Origin of the sequence: Calothrix sp. PCC 7507, from assembly GCF_000316575.1 — a bacterium.
In the GTDB taxonomy this organism is placed as follows: Bacteria; Cyanobacteriota; Cyanobacteriia; order Cyanobacteriales; family Nostocaceae; genus Fortiea.
This window is the reverse complement of record NC_019682.1, coordinates 5,508,187-5,527,847: the sequence shown is the minus strand read 5'-3', so window position 1 is coordinate 5,527,847 and position 19,661 is coordinate 5,508,187. Positions and strand designations below refer to the sequence as shown.

22 protein-coding genes and 1 pseudogene are annotated in these 19,661 nt (G+C 42.6%); 13 read left to right on the top strand and 10 right to left on the bottom strand.

Annotated elements, in window-relative coordinates; all coding sequences use genetic code 11:
- Window positions 1–364: 364 nt before the first annotated feature.
- The 7 genes and pseudogenes from CAL7507_RS33220 to CAL7507_RS23635 all read left to right on the top strand — a co-directional run.
- A pseudogene (locus CAL7507_RS33220) lies at window positions 365–679 on the top strand (DUF4365 domain-containing protein); the annotation flags it as partial.
- Window positions 672–923 (top strand): hypothetical protein, encoded by a 252-nt coding sequence (locus tag CAL7507_RS23660; protein WP_015131017.1) that lies wholly within the window; start codon window positions 672–674, stop codon window positions 921–923. The pseudogene CAL7507_RS33220 and the gene CAL7507_RS23660, both read left to right, overlap by 8 nt.
- A 235-nt stretch (window positions 924–1,158) precedes the next feature.
- A complete protein-coding gene (locus CAL7507_RS23655) occupies window positions 1,159–1,422 on the top strand; it encodes a hypothetical protein (RefSeq protein WP_015131016.1) in 264 nt (87 codons plus the stop codon).
- Between the two features lie 25 nt (window positions 1,423–1,447).
- Complete coding sequence (locus CAL7507_RS23650; protein WP_015131015.1) at window positions 1,448–1,816, top strand: type II toxin-antitoxin system VapC family toxin; 369 nt, start codon at window positions 1,448–1,450, stop codon at window positions 1,814–1,816.
- 110 nt (window positions 1,817–1,926) lie between these two features.
- A complete protein-coding gene (locus tag CAL7507_RS23645) occupies window positions 1,927–2,301 on the top strand; it encodes a hypothetical protein (RefSeq protein WP_015131014.1) in 375 nt (124 codons plus the stop codon).
- A gap of 27 nt (window positions 2,302–2,328) precedes the next feature.
- Window positions 2,329–2,751, top strand: coding sequence for a type II toxin-antitoxin system VapC family toxin (locus CAL7507_RS23640; protein ID WP_015131013.1), 423 nt, complete (start codon window positions 2,329–2,331; stop codon window positions 2,749–2,751).
- A 172-nt stretch (window positions 2,752–2,923) separates the two neighbouring features.
- On the top strand, window positions 2,924–3,175 hold the full coding sequence (locus CAL7507_RS23635; RefSeq protein WP_015131012.1) for a type II toxin-antitoxin system HicA family toxin: 252 nt from the start codon (window positions 2,924–2,926) through the stop codon (window positions 3,173–3,175).
- Window positions 3,176–3,344: 169 nt separating this feature from the next.
- Here CAL7507_RS23635 and CAL7507_RS23630 read toward each other — a convergent pair whose 3' ends face one another.
- The 4 genes from CAL7507_RS23630 to CAL7507_RS23615 form a co-directional block, all read right to left on the bottom strand.
- A complete protein-coding gene (locus CAL7507_RS23630) occupies window positions 3,345–3,743 on the bottom strand; it encodes a type II toxin-antitoxin system VapC family toxin (RefSeq protein WP_015131010.1) in 399 nt (132 codons plus the stop codon).
- Between the two features lie 3 nt (window positions 3,744–3,746).
- Window positions 3,747–3,983, bottom strand: a complete 237-nt coding sequence (locus CAL7507_RS23625) for a hypothetical protein (protein WP_015131009.1) — start codon at window positions 3,981–3,983, stop codon at window positions 3,747–3,749.
- Between the two features lie 213 nt (window positions 3,984–4,196).
- Window positions 4,197–4,586: a type II toxin-antitoxin system VapC family toxin gene (locus CAL7507_RS23620; protein ID WP_015131008.1), complete on the bottom strand. Its 390-nt coding sequence runs from the start codon at window positions 4,584–4,586 to the stop codon at window positions 4,197–4,199.
- Entirely contained in the window at window positions 4,576–4,785 is a 210-nt protein-coding gene (locus tag CAL7507_RS23615; RefSeq protein ID WP_015131007.1) for a hypothetical protein, read from the bottom strand. Before CAL7507_RS23615 ends, CAL7507_RS23620 begins: the two co-directional genes overlap by 11 nt.
- Before the next feature lie 188 nt (window positions 4,786–4,973).
- On the opposite strand from CAL7507_RS23615, the gene CAL7507_RS23610 reads away from it, so the two are divergent.
- Entirely contained in the window at window positions 4,974–5,210 is a 237-nt protein-coding gene (locus tag CAL7507_RS23610; RefSeq protein ID WP_015131006.1) for a type II toxin-antitoxin system Phd/YefM family antitoxin, read from the top strand.
- Between the two features lie 358 nt (window positions 5,211–5,568).
- On the opposite strand, the gene CAL7507_RS23605 is transcribed toward CAL7507_RS23610, so the two are convergent.
- Both CAL7507_RS23605 and CAL7507_RS23600 read right to left on the bottom strand, forming a co-directional pair.
- The gene (locus CAL7507_RS23605; RefSeq protein ID WP_015131005.1) at window positions 5,569–6,468 is read right to left on the bottom strand and encodes a S1 RNA-binding domain-containing protein; all 900 of its coding nucleotides are present in this window, start codon (window positions 6,466–6,468) and stop codon (window positions 5,569–5,571) included.
- Between the two features lie 98 nt (window positions 6,469–6,566).
- The gene (locus CAL7507_RS23600; protein WP_015131004.1) at window positions 6,567–7,328 is read right to left on the bottom strand and encodes a dienelactone hydrolase family protein; all 762 of its coding nucleotides are present in this window, start codon (window positions 7,326–7,328) and stop codon (window positions 6,567–6,569) included.
- Window positions 7,329–7,608: 280 nt separating this feature from the next.
- Here CAL7507_RS23600 and CAL7507_RS23595 point away from each other — a divergent pair, with 280 nt between their 5' ends.
- The gene (locus CAL7507_RS23595; RefSeq protein WP_015131003.1) at window positions 7,609–8,592 is read left to right on the top strand and encodes a GntR family transcriptional regulator; all 984 of its coding nucleotides are present in this window, start codon (window positions 7,609–7,611) and stop codon (window positions 8,590–8,592) included.
- 102 nt (window positions 8,593–8,694) lie between these two features.
- Window positions 8,695–9,312, top strand: coding sequence for a Uma2 family endonuclease (locus CAL7507_RS23590; RefSeq protein WP_015131002.1), 618 nt, complete (start codon window positions 8,695–8,697; stop codon window positions 9,310–9,312).
- Window positions 9,313–9,376: 64 nt separating this feature from the next.
- On the opposite strand, the gene CAL7507_RS23585 is transcribed toward CAL7507_RS23590, so the two are convergent.
- The 4 genes from CAL7507_RS23585 to tig form a co-directional block, all read right to left on the bottom strand.
- On the bottom strand, window positions 9,377–10,273 hold the full coding sequence (locus CAL7507_RS23585) for an alpha/beta fold hydrolase (RefSeq protein ID WP_015131001.1): 897 nt from the start codon (window positions 10,271–10,273) through the stop codon (window positions 9,377–9,379).
- 104 nt (window positions 10,274–10,377) lie between these two features.
- Window positions 10,378–11,718, bottom strand: coding sequence for an ATP-dependent protease ATP-binding subunit ClpX (gene clpX / locus CAL7507_RS23580; protein WP_015131000.1), 1,341 nt, complete (start codon window positions 11,716–11,718; stop codon window positions 10,378–10,380).
- A 9-nt stretch (window positions 11,719–11,727) separates the two neighbouring features.
- Complete coding sequence (gene clpP / locus CAL7507_RS23575) at window positions 11,728–12,426, bottom strand: ATP-dependent Clp endopeptidase proteolytic subunit ClpP (protein WP_015130999.1); 699 nt, start codon at window positions 12,424–12,426, stop codon at window positions 11,728–11,730.
- Between the two features lie 386 nt (window positions 12,427–12,812).
- Window positions 12,813–14,240 (bottom strand): trigger factor, encoded by a 1,428-nt coding sequence (gene tig / locus CAL7507_RS23570; RefSeq protein ID WP_015130997.1) that lies wholly within the window; start codon window positions 14,238–14,240, stop codon window positions 12,813–12,815.
- 782 nt (window positions 14,241–15,022) lie between these two features.
- On the opposite strand from tig, the gene CAL7507_RS23565 reads away from it, so the two are divergent.
- The 3 genes from CAL7507_RS23565 (at window position 15,023) to CAL7507_RS23555 (ending at window position 19,171) form a co-directional block, all read left to right on the top strand.
- Entirely contained in the window at window positions 15,023–16,066 is a 1,044-nt protein-coding gene (locus tag CAL7507_RS23565; protein WP_015130996.1) for an aspartate-semialdehyde dehydrogenase, read from the top strand.
- A gap of 166 nt (window positions 16,067–16,232) precedes the next feature.
- A complete protein-coding gene (gene dapA, locus CAL7507_RS23560; protein WP_015130995.1) occupies window positions 16,233–17,117 on the top strand; it encodes a 4-hydroxy-tetrahydrodipicolinate synthase in 885 nt (294 codons plus the stop codon).
- 281 nt (window positions 17,118–17,398) lie between these two features.
- Entirely contained in the window at window positions 17,399–19,171 is a 1,773-nt protein-coding gene (locus CAL7507_RS23555; RefSeq protein WP_015130994.1) for a ribonuclease J, read from the top strand.
- Window positions 19,172–19,661: the final 490 nt, after the last annotated feature.

Sequence of the window (19,661 nt, the reverse complement as noted above, 5' to 3'; positions counted from 1 at the left end):
GCGATCGCCTTTTGCTTGTGTAGAGAAGTGCGATGTCTGACGACAAGCCTTACGGCTACGTGTTTAGTAGGGTTGATGGGAGTGCGATGTACAAAGCTTAATATGAATAAACGGCTATATAACCTATATAACTTTGATAATATTGATGATATTGAAAAAATCTCAGTAAATGCCCAGAAAAAAGCGACCAAGAGAGCATATAATAGCAGATTTAAGTGTAAATTATGTTGAACGATACGTCCTGCTATGCGGCTATTCTGTAGAGCGTATTGAGTACGATTATGGCTACGATCTAGTTATATTTACTTATAATGCTGAAGGTGAAATTGAAAATGGTCAGATATATGTATAGTTAAAGGCGACAGATTCACTATCTATACTTTCCGACCAAAAAACTATTACTTTTGTTCTCACACGCTCAGATTTAGAACTATGGTTGCTTGAACCAATGCCATGTATTTTAATTGTATATGATGCAAAAAATAGCCAAGCTTATTGGTTATACATACAAGCATATTTTGAAAGCCTTGAGGGATTCGATTTATCCAATGTTGGTGATAGTGTAACTGTGCGTTTATCTAAAGACAACGTATTAAATCGGCAGGCAATCGAAATATTTGCTAAATTTAAAAATGATGTTCTCAGCCAGTTACAAGGAGTGATTCGTCATCATGGTTAGAGAAATTAAATTCACAGAATTAGAGAAATTGCTCTTAGAGACAGGGTTTGTAACCATGCAGACTTTTGGCTCTCAAAAAATTTACCAGCATCCATCATCTGGGACATTAATAGTTTTGCCTGGTTACGAGCAACAAGCGTATGTAAGAACATCGCATTTAGTTGCAGTGCGACGAATACTGTCGGAAAATGGCTTGATGGATAGCGATCGCTTCAACAGTTTTTTGAACAAGGTAGCAAGCTAAATGCCACATGCGATCGCCTTTGTGATGTTGGGGAAGTGTGTTAGCGTAGCTTAACGAAGTTATCGCATTTGTGATGTTGGGGAAGTGCGTTAGCGTAGCTTAACGAAGTTATCGCATTTGTGATGTTGGAGAAGTGCGATGTCTGACGACAAGCCTTACGGCTACGCACTTCCTGTCATCGGACGGATTGGAGAGTTCCGCTAAAATAAGTAACACAGTCATTAGGCGCAAAGTTATGAGCAATCAAGAACTAGAGCAACAACTCCTCAGCCTCGACTTAGCAGAACGGATTCGCATCCTCCAAATTTTGGCTCAAAGCCTGACAGTGGAATCATCACAGCCATCCCCAACCCCTGACGAACTTGGTTTAACCCGCGTAGCCGTAAGGCTTGTCGTTAGACATCGCAGTCCTCAGCATCCTCTACGCAAAATCCCCTTGATAATTCCTCCAGATTTTGACGAACCCATGCCTGAATTATGGGATGCTTTGGGACAATGATTTTACTAGACACCCACATTTGGCAATGGTTAGGCTCCATACCCCAGAACAGATTTCTGAGCATGGACGTACCCTATTAAGCATAGGCGAAAACCAAAATGCCCTCATCGTTTCTGCCATTTCTGTTTGGGAAATCGCAGTCAAGCATAGTAATGGGAAATTACCACTCCCCCTTACCGTCAATGAATGGTTTGCGCTTGCAAAAACTCGACCTGGAATTACCATAGAACCACTCGATCCACTAGATGCAATCGCCAGCACCCAATTACCCGGCGACTTCCACAAAGACCCAGCTGATCGTATTATTGTTGCGATCGCCTACCGCCGCAATATAGAACTTATGACCTGCGATCAAAAAATTCTCAACTATCCACACGTCAAAACACTTTGGTAAATGCGATGTCTAACGACAAGCCTTACGGCTACGCCTTTGTGATGTTGTGAAAGCGCTACAATAAATGCAACTTCATTTACAATGAAAGAAAATATACTTAAACAATCGTTATGAATTCTTTCTCATCTCTAACACCACAAATTAAAAACCAAGACAATAGGGAAGTATTAGTAAACGTTATTGTTAAACAAGGTAGTGATGGGAGAACAATTGCGATCGTTCCAGGTATACCAGAATTACAAGTAGAAGCAAGCGATCGCGCAACAGCCCTAAGTCAAATTCAGCAACGACTAGAAACCCATTTAGCAGGAGCAGAAATTGTTTCTTTACCTGTAAAATTGCCATCTCTTGAGCCGAAAAATCCTTGGTTAGAAATGGCTGGAGTTTTTAAAGATGACCCACAATTTGAACAAATGCTCGCAGCGATTGAAAGCTATCGAAATGAATTAGATAAAACTATAGAAGATGATGCTTCACAAGAGTAGGATAATATTTGCTTCGGTATAAATAAAATGACGCTATGGGTGCTTGATACTGACCATATTTCGCTACTACAAAGAGGTCATCCAGTTGTTATTAGCAAAGTATCTGCTGTCAATCCTTCAGAAATTTCAGTCACCATCATAACTATCGTCGAGCAGATGTACGGGCGTTTAGATGTTATCAAACGAGCAAAATCAAAACAAGAATTAGTCACAGCTTACGCTTTATTGAAAGAAACATTTAATCGGTTATGTCAAGGGAATATTCTTGATTTCGATGAAGCCGCATTCGATATTTATAGCCAATTACTTATAGCAAAAATTCGTATTGGTACACAAGATTTAAGAATAGCAGCCATTGCGCTTTCTGTAAGTGCTACATTGGTAACGCGCAACCGTAAAGATTTTGAAAAAGTTCCTGGTTTGAAAATTGTGGACTGGTCAATACCTTAAGAATTTGGTGATCGCATTGATTGCATTTAGGGGAAGTGCGATGTCTGACGACAAGCCTTATGGCTACGCTTTTATTATGAGTTGACATCTCCCCCGGCTAGAAGCGCGGGGGATTCTAATGCTAAATTTAAAAATGATGTTCTCAGCCAGTTACAAGGAGTGATTCGTCATCATGGTTAGAGAAATTAAATTCACAGAATTAGAGAAATTGCTCTTAGAGACAGGGTTTGTCACCATGCAGACCTTTGGCTCTCAAAAAATTTACCAGCATCCATCATCTGGGACATTAATAGTTTTGCCTGGTTACGAGCAACAAGCGTATGTAAGAACATTGCATTTAGTTGCAGTGCGACGAATACTGTCGGAAAATGGCTTGATGGATAGCGATCGCTTCAACAGTTTTTTGAACAAGGTAGCAAGCTAAATGCCACATGCGATCGCCTTTGTGATGTTGGGAAGTGCGTTAGCGCAGCTTAACGAAGTTATCGCTTTTGTTGGGTTTATGGGAGAGAGTGCGATCGCCTTTGTGATGTAGGGAGAGTGCGATCGCGTAGCTATCTGGAGGAATCGCATAAATTTAAACTTTACATTTATTACCAAGCGATCGGAACCAAACCAGACTCAACTATATTTTTGTCACACGACAATAAGTGTACTGCCTCACCTTTGTTAGCTAAAAATATCACAGTTGCAACAATTTGGCGATCGTGCATTTCATTGATTGCGGATAAATTGATAGTTATTTCAATTACATCTTTATCCAGAGGATAAATTATCGCACGAGAATCTGCTTCGACTGCTGCAAGCAAATCTTGAGCAGAAGAAATCGATGTTTTCCCTTTTTCAACAATCCAAACAGCTTCAGCTAGGGTTGTCGCGGGAATAACTAATCGAGCATCAGGATGAGAAAGAATGGTTTTGGCATTTGCACCCAAACGTGGGTTTCCTTCTAAAAACCAGATAAGAGCATGGGTATCAACAACATATTTCATGGATTATTTTGACCAGTCTAGATAATCTTCCCTATCTCCATGAAATTCAGCTATACCAAAATCGTCTTCCGTCGATTGATTTTTCCCTGAAAACATCCCAAATGTCATTATTTGTGAGTGCTGCAAAGGATTTTTTGGCTCTAAAAAAGTTACAATTACCCGACTTTCTAATACATCTGATGGTAGTTCGGTAAGTTCTACCTTACCATCTTTATAAGTTCCTTCAATCGATTGCAACATAATGCTTTACTAGTGATTTATTTACGCTAGATAATTATAAACTAGGACAAATAATACATTTGTGCGTTATTGAAAGATTTTTACGCGATTGTGAGAATTACAGTGATTGTGTTAGCGCAGCTTAACGAAGTTATCGCCTTTGTGATGTTGGGGAAGTGCGATCCCGTTTAGTTTGGGTTGGAATGGGATTGAGCTATAAATTCCTAGATTGAACTACCAACGCTCTAACATCAAGCCATCAACATAATCAAAGTCTGTATCATCCGTAACTAATATCCAGCCCTGCTCTAAACATTGTGACGCAATCCAAACATCATTCATTGGAATTGGTCGTCCTTTCCGTTTCAAAGCCAGTCGGGTTTGAGCATAGACTGCTGCTGTTTCTCGACTTAATGGTAGAACTACACAAGCCTCAATAAACTCCAGATAACGAGGTAAATTTTGTAACGGACGAGTAGAGTTTTCCGCGCCAAAAAGTAACTCCCCCACTACGACGGTAGGTAAAACCACCTCTGGTAATGCTAGTACTTGTGCAACTATCACATTGTCCCCATTCAAAAAACGTACCACCACAGAGGTATCCAGAGCAATCTCACCACTCATTTACATCCACCTGACGACATTCTGTGGCGATCGCCCGTTTTAATTCTTGGGCTTCGACATCACTTAGAATACCTGCGAATTTTGCAAGGGGATGGGTTTTGCGTGTTGCTTTTACTCTATGAAAAAAATCCAGCACTGACTGGACTATATCATCAGGAGCTTGTTCGAGTTCCTGGATCAATTCTTCACGATTTGTCATGCATTCAATTGTTTTTGCTTAGTTATTTCTAATTTGAGTATATCCAAAAGGGGAGCTTGCGAGATGTAATGCGATAGCTTGCGCTGACTTGTCAGTTCGCGTCCATTGACAAGTTGAGATAGGATTGAGAAATAAATACATAGACTGCGATCGCGCAGCGTCTCATAGAGAAGTTACCGCCTGACATTATGCAACAAGTAGATATTACAGACACATCTGTGACCATAAATCAACTACTTAACCAAGTGAAAGATGGCGAAGAAATAGTGATTATTAGTCATGGTAAACCCATCGCTCGATTATCATCAATCTCACATATTTCTCAACCTTTAACATCTCGCCACAAACTAAGAGCTACCCAATCTCAAACACTAACAAGTAATGTAGAAATCATCCAAAGTTTACGCCAAGAGGCAAGATATTGATCTACCTAGACACAAGCTTTCTTGCACCTTTTTATATCCAAGAAGCAACCAGTACATCAGTTGAGACAATCCTGCTTAATATACCTACTGATAAATTAGCCATTAGCGATTGGACAACCGTCGAGTTTACTAGTACAGTGCGGCGGAAATAAGCAGACCATTCTCAATCGCTAAAAAGCTTACTCCATATTACTTTTGACTTTTGACTTTTGACTTTTGACTTCCGCCTTGCGGTACTAGCCGCATCGCAGAAAACAATGATAGTCAGATAAAATCCCCGTTTATATCTGATGCAAAGACGCTTTCGTACCTAAAATGAGGTTAATCATGAAAGCGTCTATGATTCTCAAATCAAATATTAGTCAGCTTTATTATTAGCTCGGTGAGCGCGCGCCTCTGCGGAAGCTAACACCTCATCTAGATTTTCTAAAACTTCACCAGGGAAATTTTCCAAAACTCTTGTAGAAAGAGCAACTCGACCTTTCCCTTCATCCAAATCAATAATTACAGCTTTAATTGGCTGACCAATTTGAAATACTTTTTCTAGCGATTCAATGAATTTTTGACTCACTTGCTTGATGTGGAGCAAAGCGCTAATACCTTCTAAATCCACAAACACGCCAAAAGGTTTGATTCCAGTAATCTTACCTTCTACCAATTGACCTAATTCCAACAAGCTAAAGCTGCTAGAACGAGTCGCCAAACGCTGAGAAAGTATGAGTTTATTGCTGCTGCGATTAATTTCTAAAAAACCAACAGTCAGATTATGACCTTTGAGTCCTTCTAAGTTATCACGCTCCAACAAGTGCGATCGCGGAATGAATCCCCGCAATGAAAGAATGTCCACAGTGACACCACCTTTATTCACACCTGTCACCCGCACTGTCACTGTTTGGGAATTTTCTTGCATTTCGGTTAGTCGTTCCCAGATTTGCTGAATTTCCAACTGTTTTCGAGAAAGAGTTACTTGACCCTCAGCATCCTGATCTCGAATAATCAAAAACTCCAGTTCTGCTTGTAACGGCAAGACTTCCGACAAATCGGTGACTGTTCTCAAAGACGCTTCATCACGGGGAATAAACGCTGACGACTTACCACCAATATCAACATAAGCTCCATCATGGTCAAGTTGAAACACTTTGCCGTGTACAACCTGTCCTTTTTGAAACTGGTAGTCGTGTTTTTCCAGTGCCTTGGCGAAATCGTCCATTGTGAAGGGCGAATTGGCTGTTTGAGATAGTTTCGATTCGGAATTCATGACGTTTGAAGATAAATTATTATTTGTCATTTGTCCTGAGTCTGACCAATGACTAAGGACAACCTTAACAAACAGTATGCAACGGCTGCGTAAGGTTTTCAGTTCAGTTGATCAAAGAGTTGTTTTACCTGCTCCCAAGCATCTGCTGCAGCTATAGAATTATAGCTGGCGCGATGGTTACAGAAAAATCCGTGGTCAGCTCCATCGTAGCGAAACACACGCTGCGAAATTTTGTATTTTTCTAACGCTGCCTCAATTTCATCTACCTGTTCTAAAGGAATACTAGCGTCTTCAGTACCAAAAAAGGCATAAAGAACACCTTGAATTTCATTTGTGCGGGTGACAGTAGGTGCGCCACCTCCCGGTGTACGGGTAGTAATTCCTGCACCATAGAAGGAAGCCGTTGCTTTAATATCTGGTAAGGTAGCCGCAAGATAGGCTACATGGCCACCAAAGCAGAAGCCAATACAACCAAAGCCTTCTTTTTTCACTTGTGGGAGACTTTTGAGGTAGTCAATTGTTAGGGAAATATCACTTAATAACTCTGAAGCTGTGGTTTGCATGGCATAGCTACGGCCAGTTTCAATATCTTCTGGGGTGTAGCCAGTTTCAAAGCCAGGGGCTTGACGCTGAAAGAGTGCAGGGGCGATCGCTACATATCCCAGTTGAGCAATCCGTTCTGTAACTTCCCGAATGTGGACGTTGACACCAAAGATTTCTTGCAACACCACAACTGCTGGGTACAAACCTGATGCTTGTGGCTGTGCTAAATAAGCTACTATGTGGGGACTATCTGGCGATCGCACATCATCTCGTAGAAAAATCTTAATCGTTGTGGTGTCGATTGCTTGCTCTGTCATAATAATTTTTACCAGTGCTATGTGATTATTTGATATAACTATGCCAGTCTTTCAAAGATATCTCCTATCAAGTTATCAATTACCAATAGTCAGTACTTTGAAAATTTCCCCCAGAGAAATTGCATGTATAAATAAAATATTTAACAGGTAGCATATGCATCTGGTCACACAAGAGGCAAGGGTGTAGGGCGCAGGGGGTACTTTCCCCTTTTCTTCCTGCCCCTCGACACCCCTGCATAGTTTGATCTCATGCCGCTACTAGTAGCCAGGAGGCTTGGTGATGATTCAATTCCGCATTCAGCCAGACAGTGAAATTCCCGCATCAACCCAGCTGTTTAATCAAATCCGGTTTGCGATCGCCTCCCGGCAATATCCACCTGGATACAAATTGCCAAGCACAAGGGCGCTAGCAATGCAAACGGGGTTACACCGCAATACAATCAGCAAGGTTTATCGCCAGCTAGAAGAAGACGGTTTTGTCGAGAGTCTAGCGGGTTCGGGAATTTATGTCCGTGCCCAAGGACATGAAGGCGGTAGCAAACTCCAATCACCAATTCTCAAACAACATCCGGAAGCAGAGAAGGTTGTACAACAAGCACTTGATGAGCTACTTTCCCAAGGATGTACACTCTCCCAAGCACGAGAACTATTTTTAGCAGAAATTGACTGGCGCTTGCGTTGTAGTGCAAGAGTGCTGGTAGCAGCGCCATCTGTAGATATTGGTGTGGGCGAGTTGATGGTTTACGAATTGGAAGAAGCCCTGAAAATACCAGTGCAGGTGGTAGCAATGGAAGATTTAGCTGCTGTACTGGATAAAACTAGTTCAGCGACGGTAGTCACAAGTCGCTATTTTATCAGTGATGTCGAGGCGATCGCTGCACCTAAAGCTGTACGTGTGATTCCTCTGGATATTTACGACTACAGTAAAGAAATTAACCTGCTAAAAACCCTGCCCAAAGAAAACTGTGTTGGTATAGTCAGCCTCAGTTCGGGGATTGGCCGCCAAGCTGAAGTTATCCTCCACGGTTTACGTGGGGATGAACTGCTAATCATGACTTCCCAACCAAAAGATGCTTATAAACTTCAGGCGATCGTCAAACGGGCTGAGGTGATTATCACCGATCAAGCGAGTTATCCAGCTGTGCAAGCAGCAGTACAAGCTGCAATGGAAGACATTATCCGTCCACCAAAGCTGATTCGGGTAGAAAATTACATCGGCACTAAGTCAATTAATTTGCTAAAACGAGAATTGGGTCTGGGTTAAGCTCTTTTTACATAGTCGTTTGCAATAATTAGGAGTATGCGATCGCGACTAATCAGTCCCAGCGCTGGCAATGGTAAAGTCAAAATAAGCAGAGGTTTTGATATGGCTCAAGCTTTACCTAAACTATTTACCTTTGAAGAATTTATCGCATGGCTGCCGGAAAACACTGGCAAGCGTTACGAATTACACGATGGGATAATTGTTGAAATGTCTCAGCCAAGTGGCAAACATGAAAAAGTTACGGGATTTTTAGCAGGGGAAATTACTATTGAATATAAACGCTGGAAATTTCCATACTTTATCCCCAAAACAGCATTAGTAAAACCACCAAGAAAACCATCGGGTTACTCACCAGATGTAGTTTTAATTAACGATGCAAATTTACACAATGAGGATCTGTGGGAAAAAGAATCTACCGTAACTCAAAGTGCATCTATCCCCTTGATTATCGAGGTTGTAAGTACAAACTGGGAAGATGATTATTACACCAAATTAGGGAATTATGAGGCTATGAAGATTCCCGAATATTGGATCGTCGATTATGCGGCTTTGGGAGCCAGAAAATTTATTGGTAATCCCAAACAACCGACTATTTCCATTTATCATTTAGTGGATGAAGAATATCAAGTCGCTCAATATAGAAATTCGGAAAGTATTATATCCCGTACTTTTCCAGATTTGAAACTGACCGCTAATCAGATTTTTAATGGTGCTTTATAGGGATTTTGTTATCTCTACTCCAGAGATCAACATCATTAAAAAATGCATATTTTTTTTAATACGCTTAATTTTGCAAAAATTCTCGCACCCGCTGCAGGTAAGTTGCTGGATCTTCCAACATTGGGAAATGAGATGTATCACGCATCATCACAAACTCCACTTTGTCGCTTAATGCTGCCGCTTGACGCCCCATTTCGGCAGGTATAATCTTGTCATACTCCCCCGCCACCAGCAGTGTTGGCACTGTCAATTTAGCAAACTCCTGTGGCATTAATTCTGCCTGTGCCTTACTAACTGAAGTAAAAATTGTGCCTAAAGCGGCATCATAATCTGCTTCTAGAAAATCCTGCAAAAAAGCCTGACGCTCAGAATTTGGTATGGAACGATGCAAAAATCTGGCCATAAACATTCTATCGACAAATGGTATTTTGCCTAACCACTTGGGACGGAATTTGACTACATAACCACCAAATTTATGAAAGTCATTAAAGGCTTTTTCGTCGTACTCAAAAATCCCACTACAAGCCAAAATCCCGCGTTCCACGCGTTCGGGGTAGCGGTTGAAAAACAAAGCGGCTATTGATGCGCCCATTGAATGAGCATGGATATAGACACGCTGCAAGTGCAACTCATCTAACAAAGCTGCTAAGTCGTCAGCGTATTCTTCTAACTCATACGTTAACGCTTTGATAGCCACCGATTCTGCTTGGAGGGATTGGGACTCAACCACAGACTCGCTGGCTTGGGCGATGGTTGGTTTCCCGCCAGAACGACCAAAACCCCGCATATCGTAGAGTAAGCAATCAAATTGATCTGATAAATCTTGAGCAGTGCTTGTCCAATACCTAGCCGAACCGGCCCAACCATGCAAAAAAACCATAACTGGCTTAACTGATGAACCAGATGGTTTTTTCACCCACTCGTAGTAATGCTCAACCCCACGAACATTAATGTAAGGCATTTGTCAAAAGTCCAAAGTCAAAAGTCCAAAGTCAAAAGTCCAAAGTCAAAAGTCCAAAATAGTTAATGTTTGACCCTTGACTCTTGACTCTTGACTCTTGACTCCTAAGCTGATTCCGGCTTAGGTAGTGAAGAAGGATGTACTAGTAGTTCAGCGGTTGAACGCTTCTCAACCATCTCCCGTGTGACTGTACAGCGAGTCACGTCCTTACGAGATGGTAACTCATACATCACATCCAGCATTAGTTCTTCCACAATACCCCGCAGCGCCCTCGCCCCAGTTTTACGGCGGTAGGCTTCTTGGGCGATCGCTCGCAACGCATCTGATTTAAAATCTAACTGGACGTTATCCATCTTCAACAGTTTCTGGTACTGCTTCACCAAAGCACTGCGTGGTTGGGTGAGAATCGCCATTAGAGCCTCTTCATCGAGTGGCTCTACCACCGCTACCATTGGTATCCGCCCGATAAATTCGGGAATCATCCCAAATTTCACCAAATCATCAGGTTCTAGGTAACGGAGAGTATCTGCAGCCCGCTTTTCCTTCGTCCCTTCTCCCGGTTGTACAAAGCCCATTGCCTTTTTGCCAACTCTCTGGTCTACAACCTTTTCTAAGCCAACGAATGCGCCGCCACAGACGAATAAGATATTGCTGGTATCAATCTGGATGCAGTCTTGATAGGGATGCTTACGTCCTCCTTGGGGTGGTACATTAGCGATCGTCCCTTCCAACATTTTCAGCAAAGCTTGCTGTACACCTTCCCCGGAAACATCCCGTGTAATCGATGGGTTCTCACTCTTCCGAGCAATTTTATCAATTTCATCGATGTAGATAATCCCTCGCTGTGCTTCCTCAACATCTAAATCTGCCACTTGTAACAGTCGCAGCAAGATATTTTCTACATCTTCTCCCACATACCCCGCTTCCGTCAGTGTTGTGGCATCGGCAACAGCAAAGGGTACATCCAAGATTTTTGCCAGCGTCTGCGCCAAGAGAGTTTTGCCGCAACCAGTCGGGCCAATCAACAAAATGTTGGATTTTTGCAGTTCTACAACATCATCAGCACCAGGTTTACCGCTACCTTTAGACTGGAGTATTGCCAGCCGTTTGTAGTGATTATAAACCGCGACCGATAGCACTTTTTTGGCTTCGTCTTGACCAATGACGTGTTCGTCTAGATATTTCTTAATCTCTCTTGGTTTGGGTATTTGATTAAATGAGAGACTGGATGAGCGTGTACGGCGTTTTTGAGGTGGCTCTGACCTTGGTGCTGGTTGTGCCGCTGCCGCACTATTTGTGTCGAGTAACTCCTCGTCTAGTATTTCATTACACAAGTCAACGCATTCATCGCAGATGTAGACTCCCGGCCCTGCGATTAATTTACGCACCTGCTCTTGAGACTTGCCACAAAACGAACATTTCAAATGGGAGTCGTACTTAGACATACCAGCCTCTTATTTCAGAATGGTGACATTTTCCCCTGCGGTGGGAATATTTTGTCTGGAAATGACCTGATCGATCAAACCGTAGTTCTTCGCCTCTTCTGCCGACATGAAAAAGTCGCGTTCTGTATCTGCCTCAATTTTTTCTAAGGATTGACCAGTGTGCTGAGACATCAACTGATTCAACTTAGCCTTAATGTAAAGAATTTCTCTAGCTTGAATTTCTATGTCAATGGCTTGCCCTTGAGCACCGCCGAGTGGTTGGTGAATCATAATCCGGGAGTCGGGTAGAGACATGCGTTTACCCGCTGCCCCTGCCGTTAACAAGAATGCTCCCATGCTCGCGGCTAATCCAAAACAGATGGTGACAACATCAGGACGAATTTGTTGCATTGTATCATAGATTGCCATCCCTGCGTAGACCGAGCCGCCAGGGGAATTAATATACAGTTGAATATCCTTTTCGGAATCTTCGGCATCTAGAAATAACAACTGGGCAACAATCGAATTAGCAACGGTATCATCTATTGGTGTTCCCAAAAAGATAATCCGCTCTCGCAGTAGGCGGGAGTAGATATCGAACGCCCTTTCTCCCATACCAGATTGCTCTACCACCATCGGCACGATATTGCTCGGGCTGCTCAAGTGGGAGTTAATGTTTATTCGACTAGAACTGCTGATTGGGTAATTCCCCGACTGCGATACAAGCATACAAGAACATTTAAGAGTAAGTAGGACATTGGTAAAAGCAACAGTGGCTTTGCCGACGGCAATCGCGGATGCTGCCTTTTGAACGGATGGGATTTCTATTTAAGCTATGTGCTAACCATTATGCCTCATCTAAATTCTTCTCGTGTAATTCAGTATCAAGCTAAGATGATGATCCTATATTTTTATTTATTTAACTTTTTTTAATCATCCTATGGGGGGCAGCATTGGGTGTGGAGGAAGCAATAGTCAAGCTTTTAAGAGCTATTTTGCCTATCTGCTCCTGACAAAGACTTTTACACATAGCTTGCTGAAGCGTAAAGTGACGTTAACCGTCCCGGAGAACGGAGGAAGCCTCCGCTCACACTGTTTATTATCTGCCCATCCCTTTACTCAGGATTGGTGGACTCGCTATTATCAACGTCGCCACTTAGTTCCTCGGCTTCAGCAAGTTCTGCATCTGTTTCCTCTACCTCTGTAGGCGTCAAAGAGCCTTCAGGTACTAATTCAACAGCGGAATGTGCTAACAACCAATCAAATACCTTCTCGGTTGCGAGTTCATTTTCTATGACCGATTGCAGTTTTACTGGATCTACTTCTTCATCAGGGTACTCCTTTAACAGTTCTGTGACTCTGGCTTTAATTTCTTCCGGTGTCACCTGGATGGATTCGCGTTTACTAATTTCCTGTAGGCACAGGGAGCGCTTGAGCCTTTCAATGGCTTCATCGCGCGATCGCGCCCTTAATTGGGGAATAATATCTTGAGTAAACAACTTTCTCACATCCAATCCTTGCTGCGAAAGCCGAGCTGCTGTTTGTGTCAGCATTGCATCGACTTCCTGCTCAATTAATGTTGCTGGTAAGTCCACCTCTACATGCTTAAGCAGTTCAGCTAACAAGGCTTCCTGCTGATTCGCTTTAGTTTTTTGCTCTGCTTCTTTTTGATAGCGTTCTTCTAAAGATGCACGCAATTCCGCTAATGTATCGAAGTCACTGACTTCTTGAGCAAAATCATCATTTAACTCTGGTAGTTCTTTTTCTTTCAGTTCTTTGAGCGTCACTGTAAACAGAGCCGCTTTGCCTGCTAGGTCTTCGTTAGCATAAGGATCGGGGAACTGAGCAGAAATTTCTCTGGTTTCTCCCAAACCAATCCCTATAATCCCAGAGACAAATCCTGGAATAAACCGATCTTCATACAACTCCACTTGAAAATCAGTTGCTTCTCCGCCAGGAATGGGTTTTAGCTCCGCGTTTTCGTCTTCACCCTCGGTTTTGGCTAGTAGACCTTTAAAATCGAGGACGGCGACATCACCAATTTGAGCGGCGCGCCCTTCCACAGGAATCAACGTCGCTAGTTCTTGGCGTTCTTTCTCTAAGACCTCATCCACACGAGCTGGGTCATACTTGATTTCTTCTGCTTTAGCTTGCAAGTCGGTGTACTGGGCTAGATGTATTTCCGGCTCCACATCGACCGCAGCAGAAATCGTCAGCGGTTTACCTGGTTCATAATTACTAATCAATTCATCAAAAGAAGAGCGTAATTGCGGTTGGCCAATCGCCGGAATTGCTTCTTGTTTGACCGCTTGCTCAATGCCATCTTGAATTAGTTCTTCCAGAGCTGTGGCCTTGATACGTATGACGCCAAGACGCTGTAACAATATTTGCCGAGGCACTTTACCTTTGCGAAACCCAGGAATATTTGCCGTACTAGCTAGGTTTTTAATGACTTGTTCGTAAGTTTGTTTGGTAGTTTCTGGTGTAATCTCTATTTCTAGCCCTATTTGGCTCGCGGGAAGTTTTTCCTGGGTGACTTTCATGCTTAGTTTCTGTATTTCTGGTATTTTTGACTCCGAGTACACACAAGACGCGATTGATCGCTTCTGCTCTTTGATGTTTCTTGGCTAGGATGAGAGGTATTAATCTATCATGGTGTGCTTGAGCAAGGATCTAGTTTACTGCTAATGGCAAAGGACTTCACACTTTACCGCCATAACTTTACTGATTACACCTCCACGATTAATCACTAGTCCTGATTGCTCAACTGCAATCAATCCCTAAATACTGACAAACCTGTGAAATTTTCTGCTGTTGCGGGCTTTTTACTCATAAATTCGGCACTTAGAACTAGTGGACTTGTCATCAGCAGGCTAATGCCGTGATATCCTGTTTCTCAACCAGCAATTAGTACTCGCAAGTTTCCCACAGTCCAGATCGTTGCTGTGGTGGCTTTAGTCCATTTGGATCATAGTACATTCATCGTCCTAGAAATCCACCTGACAGGCGAAATATTTGTTTGCTTGACAAATAGGATGTTTGTATAATGACCAAGTGCAGATATGACCATATTTCAGATGGGTATCAGTTTGCTGTATAATAATACAGACTTTAAAAAAGTTGATAAGTAAAAGCAGCAATTGTCGGAAACTGCAACATCACTTAACATCCCCAATAAACTGAACTAGATGTAATAAATTAAAGAAGAACCGTTAAATCTAAAAAAATATTTTTTATTTAATGTCTGCCACTGTAATTTAAATGCAGATAAATAGTCGATTGTGGAAATTAAATTGTAAATAACCTCTTAAAGGAGGAAGCCAGGTTGTCTAAATCCTATGCTGTAGCTATTTTAGGAGCGACTGGTGCTGTTGGCACTGAGTTGCTAGAATTACTAGAAAGTCGTAATTTTCCGGTATCTCATCTGAAGTTATTGGCCTCACAAAGGAGTGTAGGGCGGACGTTGCGGTTTAAGGGGGAGGATTTACCGATAGAGTCAGTTAGCGATCGCGCCTTTGAAAATGTGGATTTGGTGCTAGCTAGCGCCGGTGGTTCTATATCCAAAGCTTGGGCTGCCAAAGCTGTGGAAAAGGGTGCAGTAGTAATTGACAACTCCAGCGCCTTCCGGATGCACCCCGAAGTGCCCTTAATAGTGCCAGAAGTCAATCCGCAAGCGGCAGCTACCCACAAAGGTATTATCGCTAATCCCAACTGCACAACAATTTTGCTAGCAGTGGCAGTATGGCCCTTGCATCAAGTGAAACCAGTGCAACGCATTGTCGCTGCAACCTACCAATCAGCAAGTGGTGCGGGTGCCAAAGCAATGGCAGAAGTCAAAACCCAAGCCAGCGCTATCTTACAAGGACAACCACCAGTGGCGGAGGTATTACCCTACCCGTTGGCGTTTAATTTATTCCCACACAACTCTCCTTTAAATGATGTAGGGTACTGTGAGGAAGAAATGAAAATGGTCAATGAAACTCGGAAAATTTTTGGTACGCAACAAATCAGGATTACTGCCACTTGTGTGCGGGTTCCCGTACTCCGTGCCCACTCGGAAGCTATTAACATAGAGTTCCAGACACCATTTAGCCCAGATGAAGCCAGAGAAATTTTAAGTTCCGCCCCTGGTGTCAAATTGGTAGAAGATTGGAGAGCAAATTATTTTCCGATGCCGATTGAAGCCACTGGTAGGGATGAGGTTTTAGTGGGAAGAATTCGTCAGGATATTTCTCATCCGTGCGGCTTAGAACTGTGGCTATGTGGTGATCAAATTCGTAAAGGTGCAGCTTTAAATGCAGTACAAATTGCCGAATTATTGGTAGAAAAAAATCTGCTAAAGCCTTCAACGGCATATGTTTCGAGTTAGAGAAAATAGAAAATAAAATCTTGTTTAGGAACTTAACGCTCGAAAGATACAAAAAAATAAATGCAAATGTGCAGATCACGCTTGCAAGCAATTTGCAGATAGGTTATTAAAATAGAAAACCACCAAGACACAAGAAACAAAAAAGGTAATCGGGAGTGAAAAAAGGGTGGCAGATTTTGGCAGAGTTGTAACCGCTATGATTACGCCGTTGAAAGAAGACGGTAGTGTCAACTATGATGTAGCGGCAAAGCTAGCAGCACATCTAGCTAAGAACGGTACAGATACATTGGTGGTGTGTGGTACAACGGGTGAATCTCCTACCTTGACTTGGGAAGAGGAATACCAGTTGTTTGTGGAAGTGTTGCAGTCTGTAGCTGGCAAAGCCAAGGTGATAGCAGGATGCGGTTCTAATTCCACAAAAGAAGCGATCGCTGCCACCCAAAAGGCCGCTAGAATAGGAGTACATGGTTCATTACAAGTTGTTCCTTATTACAATAAACCGCCACAAGCAGGACTGGAAGCGCACTTTCGGGCAATAGCACAATCCTGTCCCGACCTACCGCTGTTGTTATACAACGTCCCTGGTCGTACCGGTCAAAATCTCAATCCCGAAACAGTTGTCCGGTTAGCGGAGATTGATAATATTGTTGGGATAAAAGAAGCTAGTGGTAGTTTAGATCAGGCGAGTGAAATTCGCCGCTTGACACCCAAAGAATTTCAGATTTACGCTGGAGACGACTCTTTAACCCTGCCCTTGTTAGCAATCGGGGCTAAGGGAGTTGTAAGTGTCGCTTCACATCTGGTAGGAACCCAACTACAGCAGATGATTCAAGCATTCAGTGCAGGGAATGTTCAAGTTGCTACTGAAATTCACCTCCAGCTATTTCCGTTGTTTAAAGCTTTATTTATAACTACGAATCCCATTCCAGTTAAAAAAGCACTGAATCTACAAGGTTGGGAAGTTGGTTCTACTCGCCCGCCACTATGCGAAGCTGACTTAGAAGTTAGTCGCAAATTAGAGGTAGTTCTTAAAGAACTGAGTTTAGTCTAAGCACCAAATTGTTAAGCACTTGCCAGGTTCGGGTAGCTAAAGATACATATAAACAAAGGATATAATTTTTACCAGGTTGCACTTTGAAAATCTGTGCTACGACTGAGAGAAATACTATAGAATTCTTCAGAATCAAGTCCATATTTATTGAACAAACGATTGCACATCTCATTCCAGCTTGGCTGCTTTCAAATTGACTTCATAGATATCTGATGTTGTCTTTAATACAAAAACGGTAACTTTTAACTTAAATCAACCACAAACAACAATCTCAGGAGAAAATGGCTAAAAACGAAGCTAACTCCGCCCTAAAAATCATTCCTTTGGGCGGCTTGCATGAAATTGGTAAAAATACCTGCGTTTTCGAGTATGAAGACGAAATTATCCTGTTAGATGCAGGATTAGCCTTTCCTACAGAGGCAATGCATGGTGTAAATATTGTCCTACCAGACACAACATATCTACGGGAAAACCGAGAAAAAATTAAAGGGATGATCGTTACCCACGGTCATGAAGACCATATAGGCGGGATTGCTTTTCACCTGAAGCAATTTGAAATTCCTGTAATTTATGGGCCAAGACTAGCGTTAGCCATGCTAGAGGGTAAATTAGAAGAAGCGGGAGTACGCGATCGCACGGAATTAAGAACAGTCCAACCACGGGACATGGTGCGGATTGGCAAGAACTTTTTAGTAGAATACATTCGCAACACTCACTCCATCGCCGATAGCTTCACCGTTGCCATCCATACGCCTTTAGGTGTAGTTATCCACACAGGAGATTTTAAAATTGACCATACTCCAGTGGATGGTGAGAAATTCGACTTCCAACGGCTAGCAGAACATGGTGAGAAAGGCGTGTTGTGCCTATTGAGTGACTCCACTAACTCAGAAATACCAGGATTTACACCTTCAGAACGTTCAGTTTATCCCAATCTGGAACGGGTCTTCTCTCAAGCTACTGGGCGACTATTTGTCACCACCTTCGCCTCTAGTGTCCATCGCATCAACATGATTTTGGATATAGCGAAGAAGCAAAACCGTGTAGTCACGGTTGTGGGGCGTTCGATGCTAAATTTGATTGCCCATGCGCGTAATCTTGGTTACATCAAATGTGACGATAATCTACTACAGCCGTTGCACAGTGTCCGCAATCTGCCAGATGAAAGAGTATTGATTCTTACTACTGGTTCTCAGGGTGAAACAATGTCAGCAATGACCCGCATTGCCAACAAAGAACATCCCCACATCAGAATTCGCCAAGGAGATACAGTAGTATTCTCCGCCAACCCCATTCCCGGAAACACGATCGCCGTTGTCAATACCATCGATAAATTGATGATTCAGGGTGCGAAAGTAGTCTATGGAAGGGATAAAGGAATTCACGTTTCTGGTCACGGCTGTCAAGAAGACCAAAAACTGATGATTGCTTTAACTCGACCCAAGTTCTTTGTGCCATTCCACGGTGAACATCGAATGCTGGTGAAGCACGCAGAAACGGCCCGAAGTACAGGCATCCCAGCAGAAAATATGGTAATTCTACAGAATGGGGATGTCATAGAACTGACAGAGGATTCTATTCGCGTTGCTGGTAAAGTGCCATCGGGTATTGAATTGGTGGATACTACTAGTTCTGGGATGGTGAGCGCTAAAGTCTTGCAAGAACGCCAACGCATGGCTTCAGAAGGTATTGTCACCATCGCCGCCGCCATCGATTGGAACGGCAAGCTACTAGCTAAACCAGAAATTCACCTGCGGGGTGTAGTCACAAGTGTAGAGCGATCGCTTGTGCAAAAATGGGTACAACAGCGCATTGAAGAAATCCTCGGCGTTCGTTGGTCAGAATTTGCCCAGCCGACTGAAAACGAGCAATTAGAAGTAGATTGGGGTGGATTGCAAGGGACTTTAGAGCGAGAATTACAGCGTTCTATCCGTCGAGAATTACAATGTCAACCAACAGTGACATTATTGATGCAAATTCCTGATGAACCGCCAGTGAAGGTTGCTGATGGTAGAAGACGGCGGACTCGGACTGCAGCGCAGGTTGCATCTTAAGAATTAGCTCACGCAAAGACGCAAAGACGCAAAGGTGCAAAGATGAGCCTTGCGTCTTCGTCGTGAGATTTAAAAAAAATCTTTTGCTTTTTATGAAAAACGTGATCTCCTATTGTCATACTATGGTCGCCTTTAATACTCAGTTTTTATTGATGGCCACAGAAATAGTAGTTACCTAAGATATTTGTGGCACAATCCATCTATTGATTACCACAGTGCTTAAACTGAGCTAGTTTAAAATTTTCTAATATTTTTTATAATTAATTTCACACCAAAAAATACAATTAGTCCAGAGTATTTGCTTAGAAAGTAATTTTTCTCAAAGTAACACTTCATAAACAGCTGAGTCCAATTTTGAGCAAGGTATACACTGCCAAAATAGAGCATTGCTGAATCAAGATATGAAATATATTTCTTTAACTCTTATTCTTTGCGTCTACCCTTCGGGAACGACTTCGTCGAATGCGCCTACCCTGCGGGATCGCTAAGA

Excerpts from the sequence above, each read along its gene's own strand:
- CAL7507_RS23585 (WP_015131001.1), bottom strand. The coding sequence starts at position 10,273 with ATGCCTTACATTAATGTTCGTGGGGTTGAGCATTACTACGAGTGGGTG.
- CAL7507_RS23590 (WP_015131002.1), top strand. The coding sequence starts at position 8,695 with ATGGCTCAAGCTTTACCTAAACTATTTACCTTTGAAGAATTTATCGCA.
- CAL7507_RS23630 (WP_015131010.1), bottom strand. The coding sequence starts at position 3,743 with ATGAAATATGTTGTTGATACCCATGCTCTTATCTGGTTTTTAGAAGGA.
- CAL7507_RS23645 (WP_015131014.1), top strand. The coding sequence starts at position 1,927 with ATGAATTCTTTCTCATCTCTAACACCACAAATTAAAAACCAAGACAAT.
- CAL7507_RS23600 (WP_015131004.1), bottom strand. The coding sequence starts at position 7,328 with ATGACAGAGCAAGCAATCGACACCACAACGATTAAGATTTTTCTACGA.
- CAL7507_RS23615 (WP_015131007.1), bottom strand. The coding sequence starts at position 4,785 with ATGACAAATCGTGAAGAATTGATCCAGGAACTCGAACAAGCTCCTGAT.
- CAL7507_RS23555 (WP_015130994.1), top strand. The coding sequence starts at position 17,399 with ATGGCTAAAAACGAAGCTAACTCCGCCCTAAAAATCATTCCTTTGGGC.
- CAL7507_RS23625 (WP_015131009.1), bottom strand. The coding sequence starts at position 3,983 with ATGTTGCAATCGATTGAAGGAACTTATAAAGATGGTAAGGTAGAACTT.
- CAL7507_RS23595 (WP_015131003.1), top strand. The coding sequence starts at position 7,609 with ATGATTCAATTCCGCATTCAGCCAGACAGTGAAATTCCCGCATCAACC.
- CAL7507_RS23605 (WP_015131005.1), bottom strand. The coding sequence starts at position 6,468 with ATGAATTCCGAATCGAAACTATCTCAAACAGCCAATTCGCCCTTCACA.
- clpP (WP_015130999.1), bottom strand. The coding sequence starts at position 12,426 with ATGCTTGTATCGCAGTCGGGGAATTACCCAATCAGCAGTTCTAGTCGA.
- CAL7507_RS23660 (WP_015131017.1), top strand. The coding sequence starts at position 672 with ATGGTTAGAGAAATTAAATTCACAGAATTAGAGAAATTGCTCTTAGAG.
- tig (WP_015130997.1), bottom strand. The coding sequence starts at position 14,240 with ATGAAAGTCACCCAGGAAAAACTTCCCGCGAGCCAAATAGGGCTAGAA.
- CAL7507_RS23635 (WP_015131012.1), top strand. The coding sequence starts at position 2,924 with ATGGTTAGAGAAATTAAATTCACAGAATTAGAGAAATTGCTCTTAGAG.
- CAL7507_RS23655 (WP_015131016.1), top strand. The coding sequence starts at position 1,159 with ATGAGCAATCAAGAACTAGAGCAACAACTCCTCAGCCTCGACTTAGCA.
- CAL7507_RS23650 (WP_015131015.1), top strand. The coding sequence starts at position 1,448 with ATGGTTAGGCTCCATACCCCAGAACAGATTTCTGAGCATGGACGTACC.
- clpX (WP_015131000.1), bottom strand. The coding sequence starts at position 11,718 with ATGTCTAAGTACGACTCCCATTTGAAATGTTCGTTTTGTGGCAAGTCT.
- CAL7507_RS23620 (WP_015131008.1), bottom strand. The coding sequence starts at position 4,586 with ATGAGTGGTGAGATTGCTCTGGATACCTCTGTGGTGGTACGTTTTTTG.
- CAL7507_RS23640 (WP_015131013.1), top strand. The coding sequence starts at position 2,329 with ATGACGCTATGGGTGCTTGATACTGACCATATTTCGCTACTACAAAGA.
- CAL7507_RS23610 (WP_015131006.1), top strand. The coding sequence starts at position 4,974 with ATGCAACAAGTAGATATTACAGACACATCTGTGACCATAAATCAACTA.